This is a genomic window from Paenibacillus pseudetheri (genome assembly GCF_924513355.1).
GTDB lineage: Bacteria > Bacillota > Bacilli > Paenibacillales > Paenibacillaceae > Paenibacillus_AQ > Paenibacillus_AQ pseudetheri.
In genome coordinates this window covers 69066-90931 of sequence record NZ_CAKMAB010000022.1, presented here as the reverse complement: position 1 = coordinate 90931, position 21866 = coordinate 69066, and the positions used below count along the sequence as shown (strand labels likewise).

Below are 21866 nucleotides of genomic sequence, written 5' to 3'. Positions count from 1 at the left end.
ATGCGATGATCGCTGTTCGAGTGGAGAAGGAGAAGCGGGATCAGGCACGGAGTAAGGCGAGGAAGAGATAGGGGGTGAATGAATGAAGATAGAAGCATCTAAAGCCGTAATGCTACCGATGAAATCCCTGGCAATCTGGAAGAGTGTTAATAAACAATGTGTTCGTCTAAACAGTAATCTGGATATCGTTAATCGTTTGGTCAAGGGAATGCATGTGGTTGTTAAGCGGTCAAATGATGAGATGAGTCGTTCTCTGAATCAAGTAAACCAGTCATTGCAGGACATCAACGATACTCTACTTGAGGGCTTTAAACGTCTCCCTCCTAAAATTGTAGTTTCCAGGGATATAGTTATTGAGCAAAGCCAACAAGCAGGGCAATCACAACAATTAGCTCAACGAACGCTGAGTAATTCCCCAGGTGAGCAATTGGGTAAGAAAGAAGAAGAAAAAGCGAAGAAGGTTAATTGGTGGAAGGGATTAAAAGCAAAAGAGAAAAAGAAAGAAGAGGAGAAAAAACCTGAAGTTAAGGCTGATCCAGTTCCTACTCCTAAAATTAATTTGAGAAAGGACCCTCCGGTTCCACCACCCCCACCTTCTCCTGACTCAAGAATTATGAAATTTCTCAAAACAGCAGATGTGATAAAACCATTTAACGCGGTTAAGTCTTTGGGGGAGAAAGCTGTAAAAAAAGCAGCAAAGCCGGGAGACATCGAAGACTGGAATACACTAAATAAGAATACAGACGCTGCCCTTGGGAAAATTGGGGAGAAAGCAATGGGTGCTCTGAGACCAGTAATGGATACCTTAAACAAAGCTCTGACATCAGGCCAATTGTTGCCGATTATAGATGCTATGGCTAATGGTTTTCTCTTCATAGCTAATGTGATTGGTATGGTAGTCGATGGCTTATTATGGCTGGTGGGAGTAGTGCAGGAAAACTGGTCTTGGATTAAACCGTTCCTAGAAGCGATAGCATTTGTCTATCTAGCAGCTATGATTGTGCAGGTGTATTCGCTTGCAGCAGCATGGATGGTAGCGAACTGGCCTATTTTAGTAGTAATTGCTGTTATTGGAGCTCTTATTTTAATTTTTCAGATGTTAGGTGTTTCTGCGGGGGATGTTGTTGGTGCTATAGCGGGGGCATTTGGGTGGTTAAAGGTCTATATACAGAATGTTATTATATATTGGCAAAATGTATTTATCATATTTAAGGATTTTCTTCAGAACTTGTTTATAGATCCAGTATATGCCATTGATAAACTCTTTTATGACTTGGCTGTTAACTTCTTGGATCTTATGTATCAAATGGCAGTTGGTGCTGAAAACTTTGCAGGCGGTTTTATGAAGGTAGTAGCGGATGCTATTAATAAGATGTTACCAGGTGTTAAGAAGCTACTAGATTTCTTGAGCAATATACCAGGATTTGAAGGATTAGCTAATATAAAAATAGATTATATAACTCCTGAGGTACCCCGTGCTGTGAGCGGAATGATTAAAAATTTGAAGGGGCAATTGGTTGCTCCAACAAGTAATAAAGCTGTAAAAAACACTGAGAAGAAAGAATTTTTAGAATATGAGGATACCGTTAATGCTTACACCCAAAAGGGAAAGAATTTCGCTGGGAAATTTGGTGATATGGGAAGGAAAGCGAAAGAATTAATAGAAAATCCCATCGGGAAAATTAATGGATCAAAAACCTCACAATCAGGACTATTAGCTAACCAAAGCAACAACCTCAACACCGTAAACCGGGTGAAGCAACTCGACTCCATCAACGGCACTGTAGACATCTCCAGCGATGATTTGAAAATGCTGCGTGAGCTGGCGGAGATTCAGGCGATCCAGAATTTTGTGGAGCTGACGCCGACGGTGCAGGTGACGACCGGGAATATTAATAATGCCGGAGACATTGATTCGATTATCAACAAGATCGGGCAAAAGCTGAACGAGGAGTTTGTCTCTACAGCACAGGGGGTGTATACGTAACGTGGAAGAGTACGGGATTTTTCTTGGTTTTAATAATCAGGCGGAAGCATTCCGGCTGCCAGTCAACCCGGAGACCTTGGAGATCAAGGAGAGCGGGGATGGAAAAAGCTATACTATTATCGATCTGGGTGAGATCAATACGATTGCTTATCCGAAGCTGACAGAGATCACAATTGAAAGTATCTTTCCGGCACAAAGGTATCCGTTCGTATTGGTACAAGAGGACGGGCTGAAGAGACCCTTTGAATATGTGGAGCTTATTAAGAAGTGGATGACGAGTCGCAGACCTATTCGTTTTGTATTCTCCGGGGTGAGCTATGCGGATGACACGAAAAAAGCTGAGGGAAAGCTAAACGACGCCAAGAAATGGTTAAAGGAATCATCGACTAGTGAGGATAAATCTATAGAGATTGATTTTGGTGTAAATATGGCTATGAGTATCGAAGGCTTCACTTGGAAGCTCAGTGCGGGTACGTCAGGGGATATTGAATATTCGTTGTCTCTCAAAAAGTATGTATTCTATCAGGCTGTAGCTGTAAAAGTTGTCAACGATGAAGTGAAAGTAGAGAAGAAGCGGGCGAATGAAACTCCCAAACCTACTACGTATACCCTGAAATCTGGAGACAGCCTATGGAAAATTGCTAAAGAAAAGCTTGGGGATGGCAAAAGGTGTGGAGAAATCCAGAAACTTAATGGCATTAAAGATAGTGAGCTGAGGAAGCTTCCAATCGGTAAGGTCATTAAGCTGCCGTAGGAGGATGTTATGGAACTGCTTGTGAAGAATAAGGAAGGAAATCTTTGGGATATTTCTGGCATCGTCTCCGATATTTCTTGGAAAACGGCCCGCTCAGGAAAACCGGCAACGCTAGAGTTAACACTTGTGGACAGTGGAATCTATCAGCATCCAAAGTTCGGCGTCAGTAACGGTGATATTATTCAGTTCAGCAAAGATAATGTGGATGTATTCTACGGGTTTGTGTTCAGCATTGATACAGGCTCGGATCAGGAGATTAAGCTGACTGCTTATGATCAGATGCGTTATTTGCTGGGCAATGGCAGTTATGTGTTGCAGGATGTTACGGCTAATGATGTTATCAAAAAAATAACGCAAGATTACGGACTACAGACAGGTGTGCTAGAGGAGACGGAGTACCGAATTCCCTCTTTAATCGAAGATGACAAAAAGCTGCTGGACATCATTATGGGAGCGATCGGCAGTGAGCTTCAGTATAAGGGGCGGCTGATGGCCTTTTACGATGATTTTGGTAAGCTAACGCTGCGAAAACCGGAGTCTATGCTGCTTAATCTGGTGCTGGGAGCGGGGCATTATCTGTACGATTATTCACTCAAAAAAAGTATAGATGATGATACGTACAACACCATTTTTCTATACAAGGATAACGAGAAGTCTGGTAAGCGTGATTTCTTTCCGGTTAGTGATAAGGATAATGTGAAACGATGGGGTATCCTGCACTTGTATCAGAAGGCCGATGACAAAGCGAATGCTGCACAAATTCAGGAGAAGGCAAACAATCTGCTAAAAATGCACAACCGTGAAAAGCTTAGTCTCTCCGTACAGGCGATTGGTGATATGCGCGTAAGGGCTGGTAATTTCATTTATGTCCTGCTTGATGAATTCAAGACTCAGGTGTTTCTGGTGGATCAATGCAGTCATAAGATTTCCGGTGGGGAGCATACGATGGCCCTCGATATTAAGGTGGTGTAGAAATGATGTTGGATATTATAAAAAAAGCAAGCTTAGGAGCCGTGGGAAATACAAATCCCGTGGCTTTTTCTTATGGGACGGTAAAGGAGGCAGCTCCTTTGCAGATCCAGGTGGATCAACGTTTTATTTTATCGGGGAATGCGCTAGTGCTGCCTGAATCGGTAATGGAATGTAAAGTCGAGCTAGAGGGTAGAGAAGTGGTAGTGCGTCGAGGACTTGCCTCTGGTGATCGGGTTCTGATGGTTCGGATGCAGGGTGGACAAAGCTATATTGTTCTGGATCGGCTGGTGAGTCCGATATGATTCCTGAGATTGGAAAATCTGGACCGATAACTGCCCTTCTTGAAGGCGAGGTCAACCTTGAACGTGGGGAAAGCCCCAGTCTAACCTACCGAATGGATTGGGACAGAAAAAGGATCACTGGCCAAGCGGATGGACTTGAGGCAGTGCAGCAGGCAGCGGCCAAAATTCTGCGAACCGATAGATTTGAACATCTGATTTACAGTTCGGATTACGGAACAGAGTGGCAGCTAGTTCTGGGTAAGGATCGGCTGTTAGTCAGAGCTGAAATCAGACGTGTCATTAGTGAGGCCTTACTTCAGGATGAACGAATCCTTAGCTTAGAAAATATTGAGGTTTCGTTTACCGGAGATCATTTAACTTTTGACTGTAAGGTGGTCACACGTTATGGGAACTTTCAGCTGAGAAAGGAGTGGAATGAGGATGTATGAGGATCAGACGTACGAGGCTCTTTTGGAGCGGATGCTGGACCGAGTTCCGTCAAGTCTGGATAAACGCGAGGGCAGCATCATATATGACGCGCTGGCACCGGCAGCAGCAGAGTTAGCGCAGATGTATATAGAGCTGGATGTGAATAATAATCTGTATTTTGCAGATACGGCGACCGGAGAGTACTTGGAGCGAAGTATCGCCTGGTCAGGAATTGTAAGGCGTGAAGCGAGCAAGGCGCAGCTAAAAGGAATTTTTTATAAAGCGGATGGGGGATTTGTGGATGTTCCTCTCGGTAGCCGCTTCTCACTCGATATGCTGAATTATATGGCTGTGGAGAAGCTATCTCCTGGAGTGTATCGGCTAGAAAGTGAAACCGCTGGAGAAGAAGGAAACCGATATTTTGGTTCTTTGCTGCCAGTGGATTATATTTCAGACCTTGCGCGCGGAGAAATAGCTTCTCTTCTGATCCCTGGGGAGAACGCCGAAAGTGATGAATCGCTACGCCAGCGTTATTTGGATTCAGCCAGACGCCCAGCTACTAGCGGCAATAAATATCACTATATGGAGTGGGCGATGCAGGTTGTGGGGGTGGGAGGTGCACGTGTTTTTCCGTTATGGAACGGTCCTAAGACGGTGAAGGTGATTGTTGTGGATGCCGAGAAACTTCCTGCTTCTGAGCTACTGGTGACTAAGGTTCAACATTACATTGATCCGGTCTCTGGAGCGGGTGAGGGGCAGGCCCCCGTAGGTGCTGTTGTAACTGTGGCGTCGGCGAAAGGCAAAAGTATTAGTGTAAGCGCAAAAGTTACCCTTGCTTCAGGTTATGCGCTGCAAGCTGTAAATGATGAATTCAAGGGGATTCTTGAGAGTTATCGCAAGGAGAAGGCTTTTTCAGCAACCTATATTAGCCAGTCAGTAATCGGTGCACTATTGCTAGCTACTGAGGGAGTCGCGGATTACAGTGAGCTGAAGCTGAATGGTGGAGTGGGCAACGTAATGTTGAGCGAAGAAGAAATACCGTTGTTCGGCAATGTTTTACTGGAGGTGTAGCATGGGTTACCCGGAGAAAGTTGATATTTTTCAAGAAAAGCTTAATAAAAAAGCAAACGGTGGCAGCTATGTTATTGAAGAGAGATTACCCCTTGTAAATGGCATGTATAGTGGTGCGCTTGCGCATGACAACATCAATAATCAGACCATCGCAGTGTACACAGGGTCACAATATTCCGGGATCGAGCTGCGTAATTTTACGGTGTCTTTTCCGGATGAGGCACCATGGCGGCGTTTGATTAAGATTTTTGCCGATGTGCCCGAGGTTTATGTGACTTACGAAACCCCCGGCGATACCGTTGAAGCAGAGGATATTAACGGTTTGCAGGAAAGTCTTACTGCTGTTCAAACTGAAATAGAACGGTATAAGAGCAAGGGTCAGATTGACGGGGGATCATTTAGAAGAGAGGTGTAAAATGGCACAGACCATACAAATAAAGCGGGGTACGAAGGCTGAACTAACGAGTTATGGCGTGTTGAAGGCGGGTGAGCTTGGTTTTTGCAATGATACTAAGGAAGTTTATATTGGTGACGGTACGTCCAATTCCATGGTCGGCAGGGCGCTGTCAGGGCCAGAAGCTTCGCGTCCGGTTGCAGGAGCCGTTGGCCGTTTGTATTACGTGACTACGGGTTCGAATAGCGGATATTTATATTTTGATGATGGGGCAGCTTGGCGGCGGGTAAATGCGCAGAAGCTTAGCGATCTGACAGGTACAATTGACGATATCGCCGATGGAGCAACCTATGCGAAGGTGCTTAAAGCGGATATTAGTGCGGGACATATCAACAAAGTATCAGATGGCACGAACGTAAAGACTGCCGCTGAGATCAAGACTCACATTGACGATGTGGCCAAGCACCGGATGATCAATGATGCGGGGACTACTATTACAGACTTGTGGTCTGCGCAAAAGATTAAAAATGAAATTGAGCTGGCCAAGCATAACATCGAACCGCAAGCGTCGGTAAAAGATCAGAACCTGCTGGCTCCACCAGCCAGTCCGGTTGAGGGTGATCGATACATTATTCCAGCTGGAGCAACCGGGGCATGGGCGGGGAAAACGAATCAAATCGTGGAGTACCAATCTGCTGCTTGGGTATTTTATGTTCCTGCCGTAGGCTGGACCGCTTACGTCGATGATGAGCAGAAGATTTATAGCTGGAACGGCAGCGCATGGGTTCGTACGGGTGGTGCATTACAGACCATTACAGCTGGAAACGGACTGATTGGTGGTGGTCAGGCCGATGCTGTGACGCTGAATATTGGTGCAGGCAATGGGATCACGGTTACTGCAGACGCGATTGCGGTTACAGCTGGAAAAGGGATCACTGTAGATGGAGCCGGTGTAGCTGTAAGTGTGGATGGAAGTAGCATCATTTATGATGCGGCGAATGGCAATAAACTTACCGTAGCCAGTATTGATGGCGGAACTTTCTAGGGGGCGGGACAATGGCTTTAAAGACATTGATTCAAATACGCCGCGGATTGGAAAGTGCGATTGGAGCACTGGCTATTGGTGAGCTTGGCTACTGTACTGACAGTGGAAAGCTATTTATTGGCTCAGCTACTGGGAATGTCTTGCTAGTTGCGGCGCAAAGTACCGGGGATATGCTGAAAAGCATTTACGATACGAATAACAATGGCAAGGTGGATTTCGCTCAACAAGCGGATAGTGTAGCTTGGGCGGGGGTAGCGGGTAAACCAGCAGTGTTTCCTCCGGCGGCGCATACACATGATTATTTGCCCAAAGGGCCCCTAACCTGGAATCAACTGAAGGGGGTGTAGAGGATGAGTTACGGCAGCTCTTTATACAGCGAATTGCAATATTCCGCAGATAAAGATTCGAGCCATCCGGGTGAAGTCGAGGCGCCTGATCTAATGCAGTATTTGCCGGATTATTATAAGGATGTCCGTGAAATGGAGAAGCTTCAGGAGACCATCGGGCTAGAAATTGGTGGACTGAAGGTAGGCACTGTAGATGTACTGGATCAGGCGTTTGTTGAAACAGCAACGGTAAGTCTTGGACGTTGGGAGGCTGAGCTTGGACTAAATATCGATTCATCCAAGTCATATGCCACACGCCGAGAGATGATTAAGGCGAAGCTACGTGGAAACGGGACGACAACGCCGGAGATGATCCAGCGGACAGCGTCCGCTTTTTCAGGTGGAGTGGTTGAGGTTAAGGAAGTGCCTGATGAGTATCGTTTTGAGATTCATTTTGTAAGTACGCTGGGCATTCCCCCCAATATGGCAGGGTTGATTCAAATCATCGAAGAGATTAAACCTGCGCATTTAGCTTATGAATTTGTGTTCAGCTATACCTGGTGGGACTCTGTTAAGGCTTTGACTTGGGAGAGTGCTCACAGTAAAACATGGAACGAATTAAGAACTTATAGATAGGAGAGTGACATATGCAAACCACAGGAAATTTGGGCTTAAAGAAGCCAGAGGGAACAGATATCGTTGACATTGCCGATTTGAACGGGAATATGGACATCTTGGATAATGCCGTTAATGGGAAAATGGATAAAGTTACTGGGAAACAGCTGTCTACGAACGATTATACTACGGCGGAGAAGACGAAGCTCGCGGGGGTTGCTACGGGGGCGAATAACTATTCGCATCCTAATCATACGGGGGACATTACTAGTACCGGTGATGGGGTTACGGCTATATCGGCGGGTGTGATTGTGAATGCCGATGTTAATGCTGCTGCTGGGATTGATGCTTCGAAGATTGGCACTGGGGTGGTTTCGAATGCGGAGTTTGGGTATTTGGATGGGGTGACTGGGGGGATTCAGGGGCAACTTGATAGTAAAGTGCCACTGACTGATTACGTTCGGCAACCGGGATATGCCGTAGATTCAGGTACGGCGAATGCAAAGGTTATTACACTATCTCCTGCACCCACTAGCTATGTAGATGGTATGGCTGTTTCTTTTAAAAATGCTGTGCTAAGTACTGGTGCTGCCACAATTAATATTAACGGATTAGGAAATAAGTCTATCGTTAAATCAAATGGAAGTGCACTATCTTCTGGAAACCTTAAAGCAGGTAGCATTTATACTATCCGTTATAACGCGACCACCGGAAATTTTATCTTACAGGGTGAAGGGGGGGAGTATGGAACAGCGACAGCAGCGGATGTAATATCAGGTAAGACGATAGGATCAGATACGGGGCTAGTAACGGGGGTAATACCTCTTAATCCAACAACATTCAGTAATAAAATAGCAACCGCTGATAAAGTGGTTTCTAGTAATAGCGGAGATAGTAAAATGCACGTTTATGTAAGACCGTTTAAAGAAGGAAATACAACTGGAACAACAACCGCATACTCTGGTGATGTGTGGATGGATGTCCTAGCGGACGATTTAAGACCTGAGAATTTTCTAGCTGGAAAAAATATGTTAGGTGTGGCTGGCGCTATACCCACAATCACAGGTACAGATACAGCGGCAACCGTCGCGCATTATCCGAATGATGATTTAGCCGTATATGTGAATCGTGGCTATCGCGCAGGCGGTATAGGTGGCGGTGAGGTGAAAGTGCCAGTTGATATGCTTAAAGGGCAGTACCCTCAAATCAATGCAGATAATTTACGCGCTGGTGTAAGCGCTTGGGGTATTACAGGTGCGCTACAGCCTGCCGGTATGGTAACTCTCAGCAACGTAGGTCCACCAAGCGGACCACAAGCTAATAATAACGGAACATATGAGCTATTACGTATACCGGCAGCGGCTAAATTCGCCGGTCTAATTGGGAGTCTAAAATATTGGGCTAGATCGGGTAGTTCATCGCGTATCATACATTTATTTTTTAGAGACAGTGCCGGCGTTATTTGTAATTGCAAATATACTTCCGCAGGAAATACAGATGACAGTCAAAGCAATGTGTATACTGGATTCTATCTCGACAAAAGTAAAAGAACGATTGTTACAAATAGTGGGCAAGTTAGTTCTGGTTCTACTATGGGTTCAGGCGCGTTAGGTGGATGGGATACCATGTATAATGGAAATGTAGGATTCGGAGCCGGCGGAGCATTGCCCGCAAATTTCAATGTTAATGGAGATATATCACTTCTAGTTGAAATATCTAGTTCCTATGGTGAGGGGTACGACTCAGCTAGAGCAGACGGAATTTTAGTATATTGGTGATAAGGAGGTTAATGCTTATGATATTTGTATCTTACGTAAATAACGTAAAAAAGTTGGTGAATGTCGGGCGATCTACCACAACGCAGGGAACTATGATTTTTCAAATGATACAGGCTTAATGTTGGGAGAGTTAGATAATCCAACGTCTGAAGCTAAAGAAGGATTCAGACCTATATTGATACTGAACTTGGATGGCAACAAATTTTAATATGACTACGTAGCAATTCCTAAAGCGGATAGCGCACGTTTGGACGAGCTTACAGAAGAAAATACAACACTCAAAAGTAGAGTCTCAGACGTTGAAATGACGCTTACTGAAATGATGCTTTCATAAAAAGGAGACGATAAATATGGCATTAAAAGATTTCCAAGCGCGAGTGGTAGCTAATGCGTGTATTACACGAGTAAACAATGGCGAGGGTACAATCGAAGAAGTAACAGCAACTTATAAAATGACTGCTGAAGATAGGGTGAAAGTGCTAGCTCACGTGTATGTGCTTAGACCGGATCTGCAAGAGGAAGAAACACCAAGCGCCGCATAAGGCGTTTTTATTTTGCCCTCGGACAGATTCGGGGGCTATCTTTTTAAAACAGGAGGGAGGAGTTCATGATAGATCATTTGCGTCAATTGGGGACAACGATTACCACGGCGGCTTTAGGTTCAGGGGGGAGGGAGGCGGCAGTGGGAGGAGTAGTATCTGTAGGAGGTTTGGTAGCGCTGGCTACGGGCTGGTTGGGAGGTTATGATAAGTATTTAGAGCTGTTACTAGTGCTTATGCTTGCTGATTATTTAAGTGGAGTTGCTGGAGCAGTGAAGACAAGGACGTTGTCCTCTGACATCATGTTCTGGGGAGGCATCCGTAAGGTGACGGTTCTTTTTGTTGTGGGGATGGCTGCTTTAATTGATGATTGGGTACTGCCGGGAGCATCAGTGTTTCGGCTAGCTGCGATCCTCTTTTATATCGGTAGAGAGAGTCTGTCGGTCATTGAGAACTTTGGTGTTCTAGGCGTACCTATGCCAGATAAACTTAAGGATTTCTTATTACAGCTTAATCAAGATAAGGCGAAGAATAATCCGGCTAAGCCCGATCACCCAGATAATAATCAGCTTTTATGAAAGGTGGAGATAAAAATACTAACGCTTGATCAGGTGAAGCTAAAATCACAGACTCGACTTACAGGTCTGCATCCGGTTCTTATCGCTGCTGCTACAGCACTCATTGAACGTTGTTATGCTCGTGGAGTAAATATTCTTATTACCCAAGGCCTCCGCACAATAGCCGAGCAGGATGCACTTTACGCACAAGGACGTACCAAGCCTGGAGCGATTGTTACCAATGCGCGTGGCGGGTATAGCTACCACAATTTTGGACTAGCCGTAGATTTTGCTCTTTTGCTGCCGAATGGATCGAGTGTGTCGTGGGATATGCGCCGGGACGACAATAACAACCAGATCGCAGATTGGCAGGAGGTTGTAAAAGAGGCCAAGGCACTTGGATTCGAATGGGGAGGCGATTGGACGAGCTTTAAGGACTATCCACATTTCCAGATGGTGTTTGGGTTAACACTCACACAGTTACGAGCAGGGGCAAAACCCTCAACATCCGCAGTGGAGGCAGCGTACAAAATCATCCATCGGAAGGAGGAAGAAGAATTGAAGGGTGAAGTTATTGCCGTCGTAAAGGTTAACGGGGTAAAAGTTGCAGATGGAGTTCTTGAAAAAGGCATCACCTACGTTCCCGTTCGTATTATTGCAGAAGCGCTAGGCGCACAGGTAGGTTATGATTCTGCCACTAGGACGGTTGAGATCAAAAGTACTCACTAAGGAGGTATCTATCATGGAAACTAGGGAGATTTTAGATGATGTTATGGCGTTTGCCTCAATATTATCTGTATTCGTACTGGCTCTGGTTCAATTGGTCAAAAATAGTATCAACATCCCGCGTAATGCAGTCCCAATTATCGGATTGGTTATAGGTTTGTTCATCGGAGCGGCAGCGTATCCTTTTACCGAACTGGATATCGTTCTTCGCCTTTGGTCTGGGGGACTTGCAGGTTTATCTGCGACGGGGTTGTTTGAGCTAGCTTTTAAGGATCGCCCGGGGACGACGAAAGAGTAAGTGGATGATAGGTACGAATCATAAAAAAGGGCTGTTCCAAAAAGTCTGAATAGACCTAAGGAAGAGCCCCATTGTTTTTTTTGCGAGATCACATAGTTAAGCTTCAGAACGAAAGCGTACTTCCAGGCAGCAAAGAGTACAGCCCTGCAAAACCTTCTCCTTCTAATATAGAAGTGACATGATCAATATGCGATTTGGGAGCATGAACAAGCACCGACCGGCGGCTAGGAACCGTTTGAAGCATTTCTCGAATATCCGGTAAGCCTTGGTGGACTTTATAGCGAATGAGTGAGATTGTACATCTCATGTCGCTAGATTCTTCTACCATAGAATGTTTAACGAGACGGTGCCCGAAACTACCTGCCGCCAAATGTCCCGTGAAAATCACATGGTTGTCAGGAGAAGCAGAGAGCTGATGAAAATACTCTTGTGCTTTTGGCGACTGCATCATTCCGTCATTGGTAAACACGATTGAGCTCTTGAGATTCAACAATGCCTTTGCACGTTCCTCTGAATTAGATACAATACACAAGTTCTTTCTATTAAAAAGCATATTAACGCGCTGAATAGCACCCTCTTTCAGCCATTCGGTCTTATCGCTCAAACCTCTTAAAGGTGCTATGAGCTCTTCTTCGACGATCAGTTGATCATCTGGGAAACACTCGCTTGCCCATACGATTAATTCCTGGCTTCTGCCATGGATAGGCACCGGAAGGAGGATTGAACCCCCTTTTTGCAGAGTGTTACAGATCGCTGACTCTAATTGCTGTAACTTTACAAGCTGCTCATCAGGATCAGCGCCGTATGCGGCATCGATAATGGATAGATCGACGACATCTTGAGCTCCGGCTTCCATAATCGTAGGTGAATCTGCCATGAGCAGCAGCGACTCCTTCGTATAATCCCCTGAGAAAAATACGACTGTTCCGTCCCATTCGAGGATCAACCAAACCGAACCTGCTAAATGTCCGCTTCGCCCCCATTGTACTCGAAGATTAGGTGCAATCCTCAGCCAAGTCTGAGGGGGGATATGCTCCTCCAAATACATGAACTGAATAGATTGCTTATCTATTTCTCCATAAGGTAGTGATGCGGACTGAGCAGCCACATATTTATCCCAAGCTTCGAAATAATCGGGAAGCTGTTTAACGGTAGCTTTCGTTGTCCATACCTTACCTGAATATCCATACTTATATAGTAGGGGAAGTGCTATGGAATGATCCTCATGCGCATGGGACAGAAACACTGCCTGCAAATGTGGGATGATGTCTGTATCTAGCAGGGGGTATTCACCTGGGCCTTCTTTTTTTACACCACAATCGAGTAGAATACCAGATTGCCCATCTTTGTCCTGCAAAAGATAGGAGGAACGGCCATGCTCTCCGGCCCCTCCCCAAATCGTTAGTGTGCTCATCGTTGTCTCCGCTTTCTATCTGGGCTTAAATATTCTAATACTAGTAGTAATATAGTGGTAACGCCGACAGAGATTACTGCCATGGCCATCCCCATTGCTACTGCACCTTGTTCAAACTGGGCAAAAATATAGGTCGCCGATGTCTGCATTGAAGGTGGAAGAATGAGTAAGGAAGCTACCAGTTCCCGATTGGAAATGGTGAAGGTCATCATCCAGCCAGCCACCATCCCCGGTAGAATGAGAGGGAGCAGGATACGGCGGAACACATAAAGCTTGCTTCCTCCGAATACTTGTCCCGCTTGCATTAGGGAAGAATCGATCTGCCCATAGCTCGCTTTTACATACTGAACAGTATAGGGGATGAATAGTACAACGTAGGTAAGCACAACCATCCAGTAGGTATTATAGAGCGGGATAGGCATCCAGCGAGCATTCCATAGCAGGATTAGCCCTACTACAATTACAATTCCAGGAACTGTATTGGGAAGTAGGCTGAAGAGATCTGTAATTTTCTGCTTAAATGTAGCTCCTTTTCCTACGGTTAAGGCAAACCAAGTCCCAAGAATAACCGCGATACTGGAAGCAACGATGGCTAATGTGAAGCTATTTAATAAGGCCTCAAGACCTTGAGAACCCGGTGATAGCAGCTCTGCATAATGTTTTAAGGTCAAATTGCTCCAAGATACGCCTTCTCCTCGCAGCTTCAATAATGAGGCTGTTATGATTGAAAAATAAGGAATGCCGATAGATGCTAGAAGTAATAGAACAACATACCCCCAACTAAGAACCCCTACGATTCCAGTACTTTTATAACGTTTGGTACGAGTCCCTTTTCCGCCTATTAGGAGATAAGAGAAGCGGCTGCTAATAAGAGTCTGAATGTACCACATGACGAGACAGACTCCGAGCAGCAAGGAAGCTAGTGAAGTTGCTTTTCCAAAATCTATTGGCCAACTAGAGATATACTTATGGATTTCAGAGGTCAGAACGTAAAAGCCGATCCTACGACCAAAGGTCGCAGGGGTACCAAATTCGGCAATCGTTTTGACGAAGATGAGAAGAGCACCAAGCCCATAGCTGGATAATAGCAAGGGAATGATTACTCTTTTAAATCTGTAAAAGAACGGAGCACCATGAACAGAGGCTGCTTCCTCCAGATTGCCCCCGATCTGCAAAAGCGCATTACGCAGCAGTAAATACAGGAAGGGGAATAAATGCAGGCTCATGATCAGCACCATCCCTCCATAACTAAAGAAATACGGAGTCAGCACGGAGGAAGCGGGCAGAAACTGTTCCATATACCCGCCCGTCTGCATAAATAACATCCAACCCATTGAACCAATGTATGGCGGAGTCATAAAAGGAATTAGTAGCACAACATCCAGCCAATTATGATGCCCTAAGTCCGTTTTAGCCATAATCCAGGCCAGAGGTAGTGCAAATAGCGTAGTTAGTAGAATAACGCTTACCCCGAGCCCGATAGAATTCAGCAGTACCTCTACCAGATCATGACTACTCATAATGGTTCGTAGTGGCGCGGCTATATCCAGCTGCTCATTGGGATAGATACTGGTCCAAAAGATGAGCAGGAGTGGCAGCAGTACGAGCACTGTCAGTATAAATAAAGCAAGTCCGCCGCTCACCCATTTAAATGAGCGTAAAGAGTTAATATTCATTACGCTTATTTAAAAATTTGTGTGAAGGTCGTGGAAACTTCATCGCTGTGTTCGTTCATCCATTCCCATTTCACATCAAATGTCTTAATTTCATCGAGATTCGCACGATTCTCTGCTTTCACATCGGTTCTGCCAGGTAATAAGTAAGCTTTGGCTACAAGGGCTTGAGCTTCATCAGATAGAAGATAGTCGATAAAAGCCTTGGCATTATCTACATTCGGACTTGTCTTAATAATCGCAGCCGGGCGAGGGCTGATCACTGTTCCTTCAGCAGGGTAGACGATATCTACAGGCTCTCCATCAGCTTTTGCCTTATAAGCCATATAATCTACACCTGAGGCAACGACGGATTTAGCACCGGTAATCACCGGATCAAGTGCCTCCTGATTGGCGCCCGCCATCGCTACATCATTGCTTTTATATTGTTTGAAAAGCTCCCAACCGCTGTCCCCTTTAGCGCTTAAATATCCAGTTACGAAATCTAGAGCCGAGCCAGATAGCGAAGGATCTGGAATATTGACGGTTCCTTTCCATTCCGCTTTAGTGAGATCATCCCATGAGGTCGGAGGTGTGCTAACTTTTATAGTATTGTAGACAATCCCCAGTGCGGATGCGCTATAGCTAAAATAATTGCCGTCTGCTGTGTCTGACCAATCGCTAACGAGCTTATCTGCATTGACCGCCTCTTTATATGGAAGCAATAATCCATCATTCTTCATCCCTTGCATGGACGGAAGGGAGGCAAGAACAACAACATCGACTACGGGATTGGACTTCTCTGCTTCCATACGGGCTAATATTTTTCCAGTAGTGCCTTGGAACATTTCGACCTTCAGACCGGTTTTGGCTTCAAAGCCGTCTTTAATTTTATTGGCTAGACCTTCAGGGCCTGCGCTGTAGACGACAAGACTGCCACTCAGAGTTTTCTCTGTGGGTTGTGGTGCTTCAGTTTGAGCTGTAGTGTTAGCGTTTGAAGTTGGATTGCTTGCGTTAGCTGCAGGAGTGTTAGTAGAGCTGCAGCCGGCTAGACTCGCTCCGATTATAGTTGTTAGAAGAAGTGTACTAAGTCCTTTAGTGTTATTCATTGATTTCAATGTGAATGCCTCCCTAATATTTTTTGCATCTTGCTGCATGGAACAGCATCATACGAGCTATTCCATGCAGTGGACGCTTAATTCAGATGATGGATCTGGTGCTCAGAAGCGTAGACCTGGATCGTTTCTCCAACAGGTAGACGTTGATCATGATAAGCGGTCCAAGTAGTTCGGTTCTCCATGTCCAGAATGACCTCATAGCGATCACCCATATAGCTTACATGTCTAATCGTCCCCGTAAAAGGAAGAGAGGAAGCATCCTCCTGAGACCAACGTAAATGTTCCGGACGAAGCATTTGCTTATCGGGAACGATCCAGTTGGATTTTCCAATAAAATGAGCTACAAAAGGATGATTTGGTTTCTGATAAATCTCTTCAGGAGAACCTGTTTGTAAAATAGTTCCACCTTGCATCACGACCACTTCATCTGACATAGACATCGCCTCGGTTTGATCATGGGTGACATATAGAGCGGTAATTCCCATGTTCCTCACCAAGGAGGTTAACTCCAGCCTCATTTCATCTCGCAAGACCGCATCCAGTGCACTTAACGGCTCGTCGAACAATACGAGCTGGGGTCTAGTCACTACGGCTCTGGCAAAAGCAACCCGTTGCTGTTGTCCACCGGACAGCTGATGGGGAAAGCGTAGCTCGAGTCCTTCCAGCTTTACGGATCGAAGGGCTTGCTGAACCCTAATCCGTAAATCCTTTTTCTGCTTAGAGGCACGAAGTCCGAAGGCGACATTCTCGAAGACAGTTAGATGCGGCCAGAGCGCGAAATCTTGAAAGACCATGCCAAAGTTGCGGCTATGGATGGGGCGACTAATTTTTTTGTTGCCTGAGAAAATAAACTCGTCATCCATTAGGATTTCTCCAGCATCCGGTGTTTCTAGCCCAGCAATCAGACGGAGTAGTGTCGTCTTTCCACAACCTGAAGGACCGAGTAATGTCGTAAAGCTTCCAGCGGGAATCTTCAGATCTGCAGCCTTCAAGGCATGCACATCTCCGAATTTCTTTTCCAATCTGTGGATTGTAATTTCCTTCATCTCTATCTACCTGCCTGTTCTTAAGCTTGTTCTTAGTGTAAAGGTAAAGAATTCCCGCTATATTTGCTGAATGTAACTGTGATATTAACTTTTTTGCCGATTTATTTTAACATTCATAGAATTCTTCTATGTTACCGTTTAGTGAATAGGCGAGGAGTGGATGTTAATGAACCTTAATTTAATCAAGCTGGAAATCGTAGAACTGCTAAATAAACATAAGAAAATAACTACAGTAGCCGATAAACTCGGACTGAAGCAGCCCACCGTTACGTACCATTTGAAGAATTTAGAGCAGCAATTGGGGGAGAAGTTATTTGAATCCAGAATGGATAAAATGATTCTTACGGAGAGTGGAAAAGCGTTTCTTCATTATGCGACTAAAATCAATGCACTAGCTGCAGAAGCGGAGCGGGTTGTAAAAGAGTTCAGTCAGGCGGGTCGGGGAACGCTTAAGATTGGTGCCAGTTACGTTCCAGCTACTTATATTCTTCCGAAAATATTGGGGCTGTTTGGAGAACAACATCCGGGGATTACGATCTCTTTATCGGTTAAGCCTTCCCCTGTAATCAAAGAAATGCTGGCTAGCCATGAGATTGACCTTGGTATTTTGTCTACAGAATCTTTTTATCTGCCCGATCTGCATACTCAAGCCTTGTGTGAGGACGAGCTCGTGCTTGTTTTTGCGCCATCTCATGAATTTGCCACATTTTCTAATCTAAACCCGGCTATGATTGCTTCAGCGAGTTTTATATTACATGACAAGGCATCGAGTACACGCCAACTGACGGACAAATGGTTTGAGCGTGAGGGAAATGAACCGAGGACCTATATTCTACTGGATTCACTGGAGGCCATAAAGCAATCGCTTATGAGTGGAAAGTACGTTTCCTTTATATCGCGTCTTGCTGTGGAGGATGAGGTTGCCAGAGGAAGATTGCTAATGCGCACCATTCCAGATTATAATTTTCAAAGACATATTTATTATTCGTATAACCGCGATCGTCATTATTCTCCGCTTATTGGCCTGTTCATCGACCAGATTCGAACGCTCCGTATTTAAATACACATAATGAAGGTATGCCAGAGCCATTATATATAAGAAAGAATACATAAACTATATGGACTGTATAAATTGAGAAATTGATGTATAATCTTAGTTACTGTGTCGCTTTACAGCACAAAAAAGTTGGAGATTTTCACGCAGTTTTATTGTATGATATGAGGAAAGCTTTAATAGGCGATTTTTAGACAGACAATAATTAACACATTGATCCGGAAGAGAATGGGGGGAGCAGCATGACCGAACTTACGACTACCGTCAGCAAAAGCAACTCTAACAATCTGCTGCGACGGGACGTACGGTTCTTGGGGAACATTTTAGGAGAGGTCTTGGTTCACCAAGGCGGTAACGAATTACTAGAGATCGTGGAGAAAATTCGCGAAACCAGTAAATCGCTGCGCTCACTATTTTTACCTGAACTGCACAGTGAATTTAAGGAGTTAATCAATTCTTTGGATCCAGAGAACCGTCATCAGGTAATAAGAGCGTTCGCTATTTATTTTCAGCTCGTGAATATTGCCGAACAGAACCATCGGATTCGCCGCAAACGTGACTATGAACGTTCAGCTGGGGAGACAGTCCAACCCGGTTCTATAGAAAGCGCGATTAAAGAGCTTCGTGAACGTGATTTCTCTCATGAGGAAGTTAACGAGATTATTGCAGGATTATCTCTGGAACTTGTAATGACGGCACATCCAACGGAAGCTATGCGCCGTGCGATTCTCGATATTCATAAGCGGATAGCTGATGATGTTATGGGTCTGGATAACCCTACCTTAACCTTCCGGGAGCGTGAACAGCTCCGTGAGAAGCTATTAAATGAAGTGATTACGCTATGGCAAACGGATGAACTGCGTGACCGTAAGCCTACCGTACTCGATGAAGTGCGTAATGGGATGTATTATTTCCATGAGACGATCTTCCATGTATTGCCCGATGTTTATCAAGAACTTGAACGTTGTCTCAGTAAATACTACCCAGGGCAGAATTGGCATGTACCAACCTACTTGCGTTTTGGTTCATGGATTGGTGGAGACCGTGACGGTAACCCTTCGGTAACCTCTACAGTTACTTCACAGACCTTGCGCATGCAGCGTAAGCTGGCGATTCGGGAATATCAACGGATTATGCGTGAACTCATGAAATATCTAAGCTTTAGCACAAGTATTGTTAAGGTGACGCCTGAGCTAGCAGAATCCATTGAAGCTGATCGTGAGATCATTAATCTTGGCAAGATGGAAGAATGGCGCAATGACAATGAACCTTACCGTATTAAGCTTAGCTATATGATCTCCAAGACACAAAATGTTCTGGATGATGAGAAAAAAGGTACTCCTGAGCGTTATTCTACACCTGAAGAGTTTATCGATGATTTGAACGTGATTGACCGCAGCTTACGGCATCACTATGCCGATTATGTGGCCGACACTTATATTAAGAAATTGATCCGCCAAGTGGAGCTGTTCGGTTTCCATACGGCGACACTTGATGTGCGTCAGCACAGTCAAGAACATGAGAATGCTATGACTGAAATTCTGGCGAAAATGAACATTACGCCGGATTACTCCAAACTGTCTGAAGATGAGAAGATTGAGCTACTGGAGAAGTTGTTGAATGATCCACGTCCAATCACTTCTTCTTATCAGACGTATAGTGAGGGTACAGAGGAATGTCTTGCAGTGTACCGGACGATCTTCGCTTCGCAGGAAGAGTACGGCAAACAATGTATCACTAGTTATCTGATCAGTATGGCAGAAGCGGCAAGCGATATTCTGGAGGTTATGGTCTTCTCCAAAGAGGTAGGACTATTCCGCAAAGATAATGACGGTACAGTCGTATGTACGCTGCAAGCTGTGCCACTTTTTGAAACGATTGATGATTTGCATGAAGCACCACAAATTATGAATAGATTGCTCAGCATGCCTATCTACCGCGATGCAGTAAGAGCAATGAATGATTTGCAGGAAATCATGCTTGGCTATTCAGATAGTAACAAAGATGGCGGCGTGGTTACTGCTAACTATGAACTGCGTGTTGCTCTGAAAGAGATTACAGCTACAGCCGATAAGTTCGGAATCAAGCTGAAGTTCTTCCACGGTCGTGGTGGAGCGCTCGGCCGTGGCGGCATGCCGCTTAACCGCAGCATTCTGGCTCAGCCAGCCTCGACGATTGGCGGCGGCATTAAGATCACCGAGCAGGGAGAAGTGATCTCCTCCCGTTATTCGATGCAAGGGATTGCTTACCGCAGTCTAGAACAAGCGACATCTGCGCTTGTGACAGCAGCGATCAATGCGAGAATTCCACAAGCGGATTTATATGAAGAGAAGTGGGAAGAGATTGTTGCCCGTATCTCTGAAGTTTCGCTTCATAAATATCAGGATTTGATATTCCGTGATCCGGACTTCCTGACTTATTTCAAAGAATCTACACCTCTGCCTGAGGTTGGAGAGCTTAATATTGGTTCACGCCCTTCCAAACGGAAGAACAGTGACCGCTTTGAAGACTTGCGTGCAATTCCGTGGGTATTTGCGTGGACACAAAGCCGTTATTTGCTTCCAGCGTGGTATGCTGCTGGAACCGGACTGCAGAGTTTCTATGAGGGTAAGGAAGAGAATCTGAAGATTATGCAACATATGTATGAGAACTTCTCATTCTTTACTACACTGATAGATACGCTGCAAATGGCTATCTCAAAAGCGGACTTGATCATTGCTAAGGAATACGCCAGTATGGGCAAGAACGAGGAAGCGCGTCAACGGATCTTTGGCCAGATTGAAGATGAATTCAAACTGACCTCTGAGCTGATCCTGAAGATTACTGGCCAACAGGATATCTTGGATAACGTCCCTGTGATTCAGGAGTCGATTAGACTCCGCAATCCTTACGTTGATCCGCTTAGCTACCTGCAGGTTCAATTGCTATCTGAGCTTAGAGCGCTCCGTGAAGTCGATGGAGACGATAGCGAATTGCTTCGCGAAGTATTGCTTACCATCAATGGCATTGCCGCTGGTCTTCGGAATACCGGCTGATATAGTCTTAACACAAAAAGTCCGCCCTTTATCGGGGCGGACTTTTTGTGCTTACATAGGAAATTATGCAGTATCCGGCAGATTCTAAAAGATTACTTTCATGGATTCATGGAAATCCACGGTCATCATCTGCCCAATAGTTTTCATAGAAGCATTATAGACCGAGAATAAAGCGATGCGCTGTGGCACACGAGTTATGGACTTTGCCAGGAATGTGTGCAAAGAATGCACAAAAGGAGCTCTGGAGCCCGTGTTTATTTGCTTCTTTATAGGAATTACTGTCTGCTCGTACACATAAACATTTTTAAGTTTCATATTTCTCTGCTTCAGGGTCAAAATGCTGAACTATAGGGAATTATTACCTGTAATTCGGTATTTCAAGGTCATTTCAATAAAATATAGGGAATTGTTCCCTGTATATCAGCTGAACTTGGTGTAATTAATTGAATTTGGCCAATATACAGGGAGAAATTCCATATAACTTGGTCATAAAACAGCTGTGATCTAAGTTATAGGGAGGTTTTCCCTATAACTCGTTCCATCAAAATGAAATTCTTAACCTACACTGGAGCTCTTACTCGCCAAATCACCGAAAATCCTCCGGAAAGTACAACAATGTCTGCTCCATATGCGACAAATTTAAACTAACGGAAGCCTATTCATCCGACGGGATGATCTTGTTGCCTAATACGAGCTACTTCGCACATAAACTAAATATTGTGCTGCGAAGTGATTCTTTTGTCCTGAAAAATATTGTGGTGCTTTGCCCAATATT

At 44.9% G+C, this 21866-nt stretch carries 21 protein-coding genes; 17 read left to right on the top strand and 4 right to left on the bottom strand.

Going from position 1 to position 21866, the window contains the following annotated elements; all coding sequences use genetic code 11:
* Positions 1–82 precede the first annotated feature (82 nt).
* The 15 genes from L1028_RS19100 to L1028_RS19030 all read left to right on the top strand — a co-directional run bounded on the left by L1028_RS19100 (position 83) and on the right by L1028_RS19030 (position 11772).
* Entirely contained in the window at positions 83–1987 is a 1905-nt protein-coding gene (locus tag L1028_RS19100; protein ID WP_234537620.1) for a hypothetical protein, read from the top strand.
* Between the two features lies 1 nt (position 1988).
* Positions 1989–2741: a LysM peptidoglycan-binding domain-containing protein gene (locus L1028_RS19095; protein ID WP_234537617.1), complete on the top strand. Its 753-nt coding sequence runs from the start codon at positions 1989–1991 to the stop codon at positions 2739–2741.
* A gap of 9 nt (positions 2742–2750) precedes the next feature.
* Positions 2751–3713 carry an XkdQ/YqbQ family protein gene (locus L1028_RS19090; RefSeq protein WP_234537595.1) on the top strand — a complete coding sequence of 321 codons (963 nt, stop codon included), beginning with the start codon at positions 2751–2753 and terminating at the stop codon, positions 3711–3713.
* A 5-nt stretch (positions 3714–3718) separates the two neighbouring features.
* The gene (locus tag L1028_RS19085; protein ID WP_234537660.1) at positions 3719–4015 is read left to right on the top strand and encodes a DUF2577 domain-containing protein; all 297 of its coding nucleotides are present in this window, start codon (positions 3719–3721) and stop codon (positions 4013–4015) included.
* On the top strand, positions 4012–4443 hold the full coding sequence (locus tag L1028_RS19080) for a DUF2634 domain-containing protein (protein ID WP_234537592.1): 432 nt from the start codon (positions 4012–4014) through the stop codon (positions 4441–4443). Before L1028_RS19085 ends, L1028_RS19080 begins: the two co-directional genes overlap by 4 nt.
* Complete coding sequence (locus L1028_RS19075; protein ID WP_234537590.1) at positions 4436–5494, top strand: baseplate J/gp47 family protein; 1059 nt, start codon at positions 4436–4438, stop codon at positions 5492–5494. The genes L1028_RS19080 and L1028_RS19075 overlap by 8 nt, the downstream gene beginning before the upstream one ends.
* A 1-nt stretch (position 5495) precedes the next feature.
* Positions 5496–5909: a hypothetical protein gene (locus tag L1028_RS19070; RefSeq protein ID WP_042192112.1), complete on the top strand. Its 414-nt coding sequence runs from the start codon at positions 5496–5498 to the stop codon at positions 5907–5909.
* 1 nt (position 5910) lies between these two features.
* Positions 5911–6933 carry a DUF2793 domain-containing protein gene (locus tag L1028_RS19065; protein ID WP_234537587.1) on the top strand — a complete coding sequence of 341 codons (1023 nt, stop codon included), beginning with the start codon at positions 5911–5913 and terminating at the stop codon, positions 6931–6933.
* A gap of 11 nt (positions 6934–6944) precedes the next feature.
* On the top strand, positions 6945–7280 hold the full coding sequence (locus L1028_RS19060; protein WP_234537584.1) for a hyaluronate lyase N-terminal domain-containing protein: 336 nt from the start codon (positions 6945–6947) through the stop codon (positions 7278–7280).
* A 3-nt stretch (positions 7281–7283) separates the two neighbouring features.
* Entirely contained in the window at positions 7284–7895 is a 612-nt protein-coding gene (locus tag L1028_RS19055; protein ID WP_234537580.1) for a putative phage tail protein, read from the top strand.
* 11 nt (positions 7896–7906) lie between these two features.
* Positions 7907–9652, top strand: a complete 1746-nt coding sequence (locus tag L1028_RS19050) for a hypothetical protein (protein WP_234537577.1) — start codon at positions 7907–7909, stop codon at positions 9650–9652.
* Positions 9653–10002: 350 nt separating this feature from the next.
* Entirely contained in the window at positions 10003–10194 is a 192-nt protein-coding gene (locus tag L1028_RS19045) for a hypothetical protein (RefSeq protein WP_234537572.1), read from the top strand.
* Positions 10195–10259: 65 nt separating this feature from the next.
* Positions 10260–10769, top strand: a complete 510-nt coding sequence (locus L1028_RS19040; protein WP_234537570.1) for a phage holin family protein — start codon at positions 10260–10262, stop codon at positions 10767–10769.
* 33 nt (positions 10770–10802) lie between these two features.
* Positions 10803–11477: a M15 family metallopeptidase gene (locus tag L1028_RS19035; RefSeq protein WP_234537567.1), complete on the top strand. Its 675-nt coding sequence runs from the start codon at positions 10803–10805 to the stop codon at positions 11475–11477.
* Positions 11478–11490: 13 nt separating this feature from the next.
* Positions 11491–11772: a holin gene (locus L1028_RS19030; protein ID WP_234537565.1), complete on the top strand. Its 282-nt coding sequence runs from the start codon at positions 11491–11493 to the stop codon at positions 11770–11772.
* A 103-nt stretch (positions 11773–11875) separates the two neighbouring features.
* Here the strand turns inward: L1028_RS19030 and L1028_RS19025 are convergent, their stop codons facing one another.
* The 4 genes from L1028_RS19025 to L1028_RS19010 form a co-directional block, all read right to left on the bottom strand.
* A complete protein-coding gene (locus L1028_RS19025) occupies positions 11876–13186 on the bottom strand; it encodes an MBL fold metallo-hydrolase (RefSeq protein ID WP_234537546.1) in 1311 nt (436 codons plus the stop codon).
* A complete protein-coding gene (locus L1028_RS19020) occupies positions 13183–14862 on the bottom strand; it encodes an ABC transporter permease (protein WP_234537511.1) in 1680 nt (559 codons plus the stop codon). The genes L1028_RS19025 and L1028_RS19020 overlap by 4 nt, the downstream gene beginning before the upstream one ends.
* Before the next feature lie 5 nt (positions 14863–14867).
* The gene (locus L1028_RS19015; protein ID WP_234537657.1) at positions 14868–15947 is read right to left on the bottom strand and encodes an ABC transporter substrate-binding protein; all 1080 of its coding nucleotides are present in this window, start codon (positions 15945–15947) and stop codon (positions 14868–14870) included.
* Positions 15948–16033: 86 nt separating this feature from the next.
* Positions 16034–17002: an ABC transporter ATP-binding protein gene (locus tag L1028_RS19010; RefSeq protein WP_234537508.1), complete on the bottom strand. Its 969-nt coding sequence runs from the start codon at positions 17000–17002 to the stop codon at positions 16034–16036.
* Between the two features lie 166 nt (positions 17003–17168).
* Here L1028_RS19010 and L1028_RS19005 point away from each other — a divergent pair, with 166 nt between their 5' ends.
* Positions 17169–18062, top strand: coding sequence for a LysR family transcriptional regulator (locus L1028_RS19005; RefSeq protein WP_234537492.1), 894 nt, complete (start codon positions 17169–17171; stop codon positions 18060–18062).
* Positions 18063–18298: 236 nt separating this feature from the next.
* The gene (gene ppc / locus L1028_RS19000; protein WP_234537488.1) at positions 18299–21091 is read left to right on the top strand and encodes a phosphoenolpyruvate carboxylase; all 2793 of its coding nucleotides are present in this window, start codon (positions 18299–18301) and stop codon (positions 21089–21091) included.
* Positions 21092–21866: the final 775 nt, after the last annotated feature.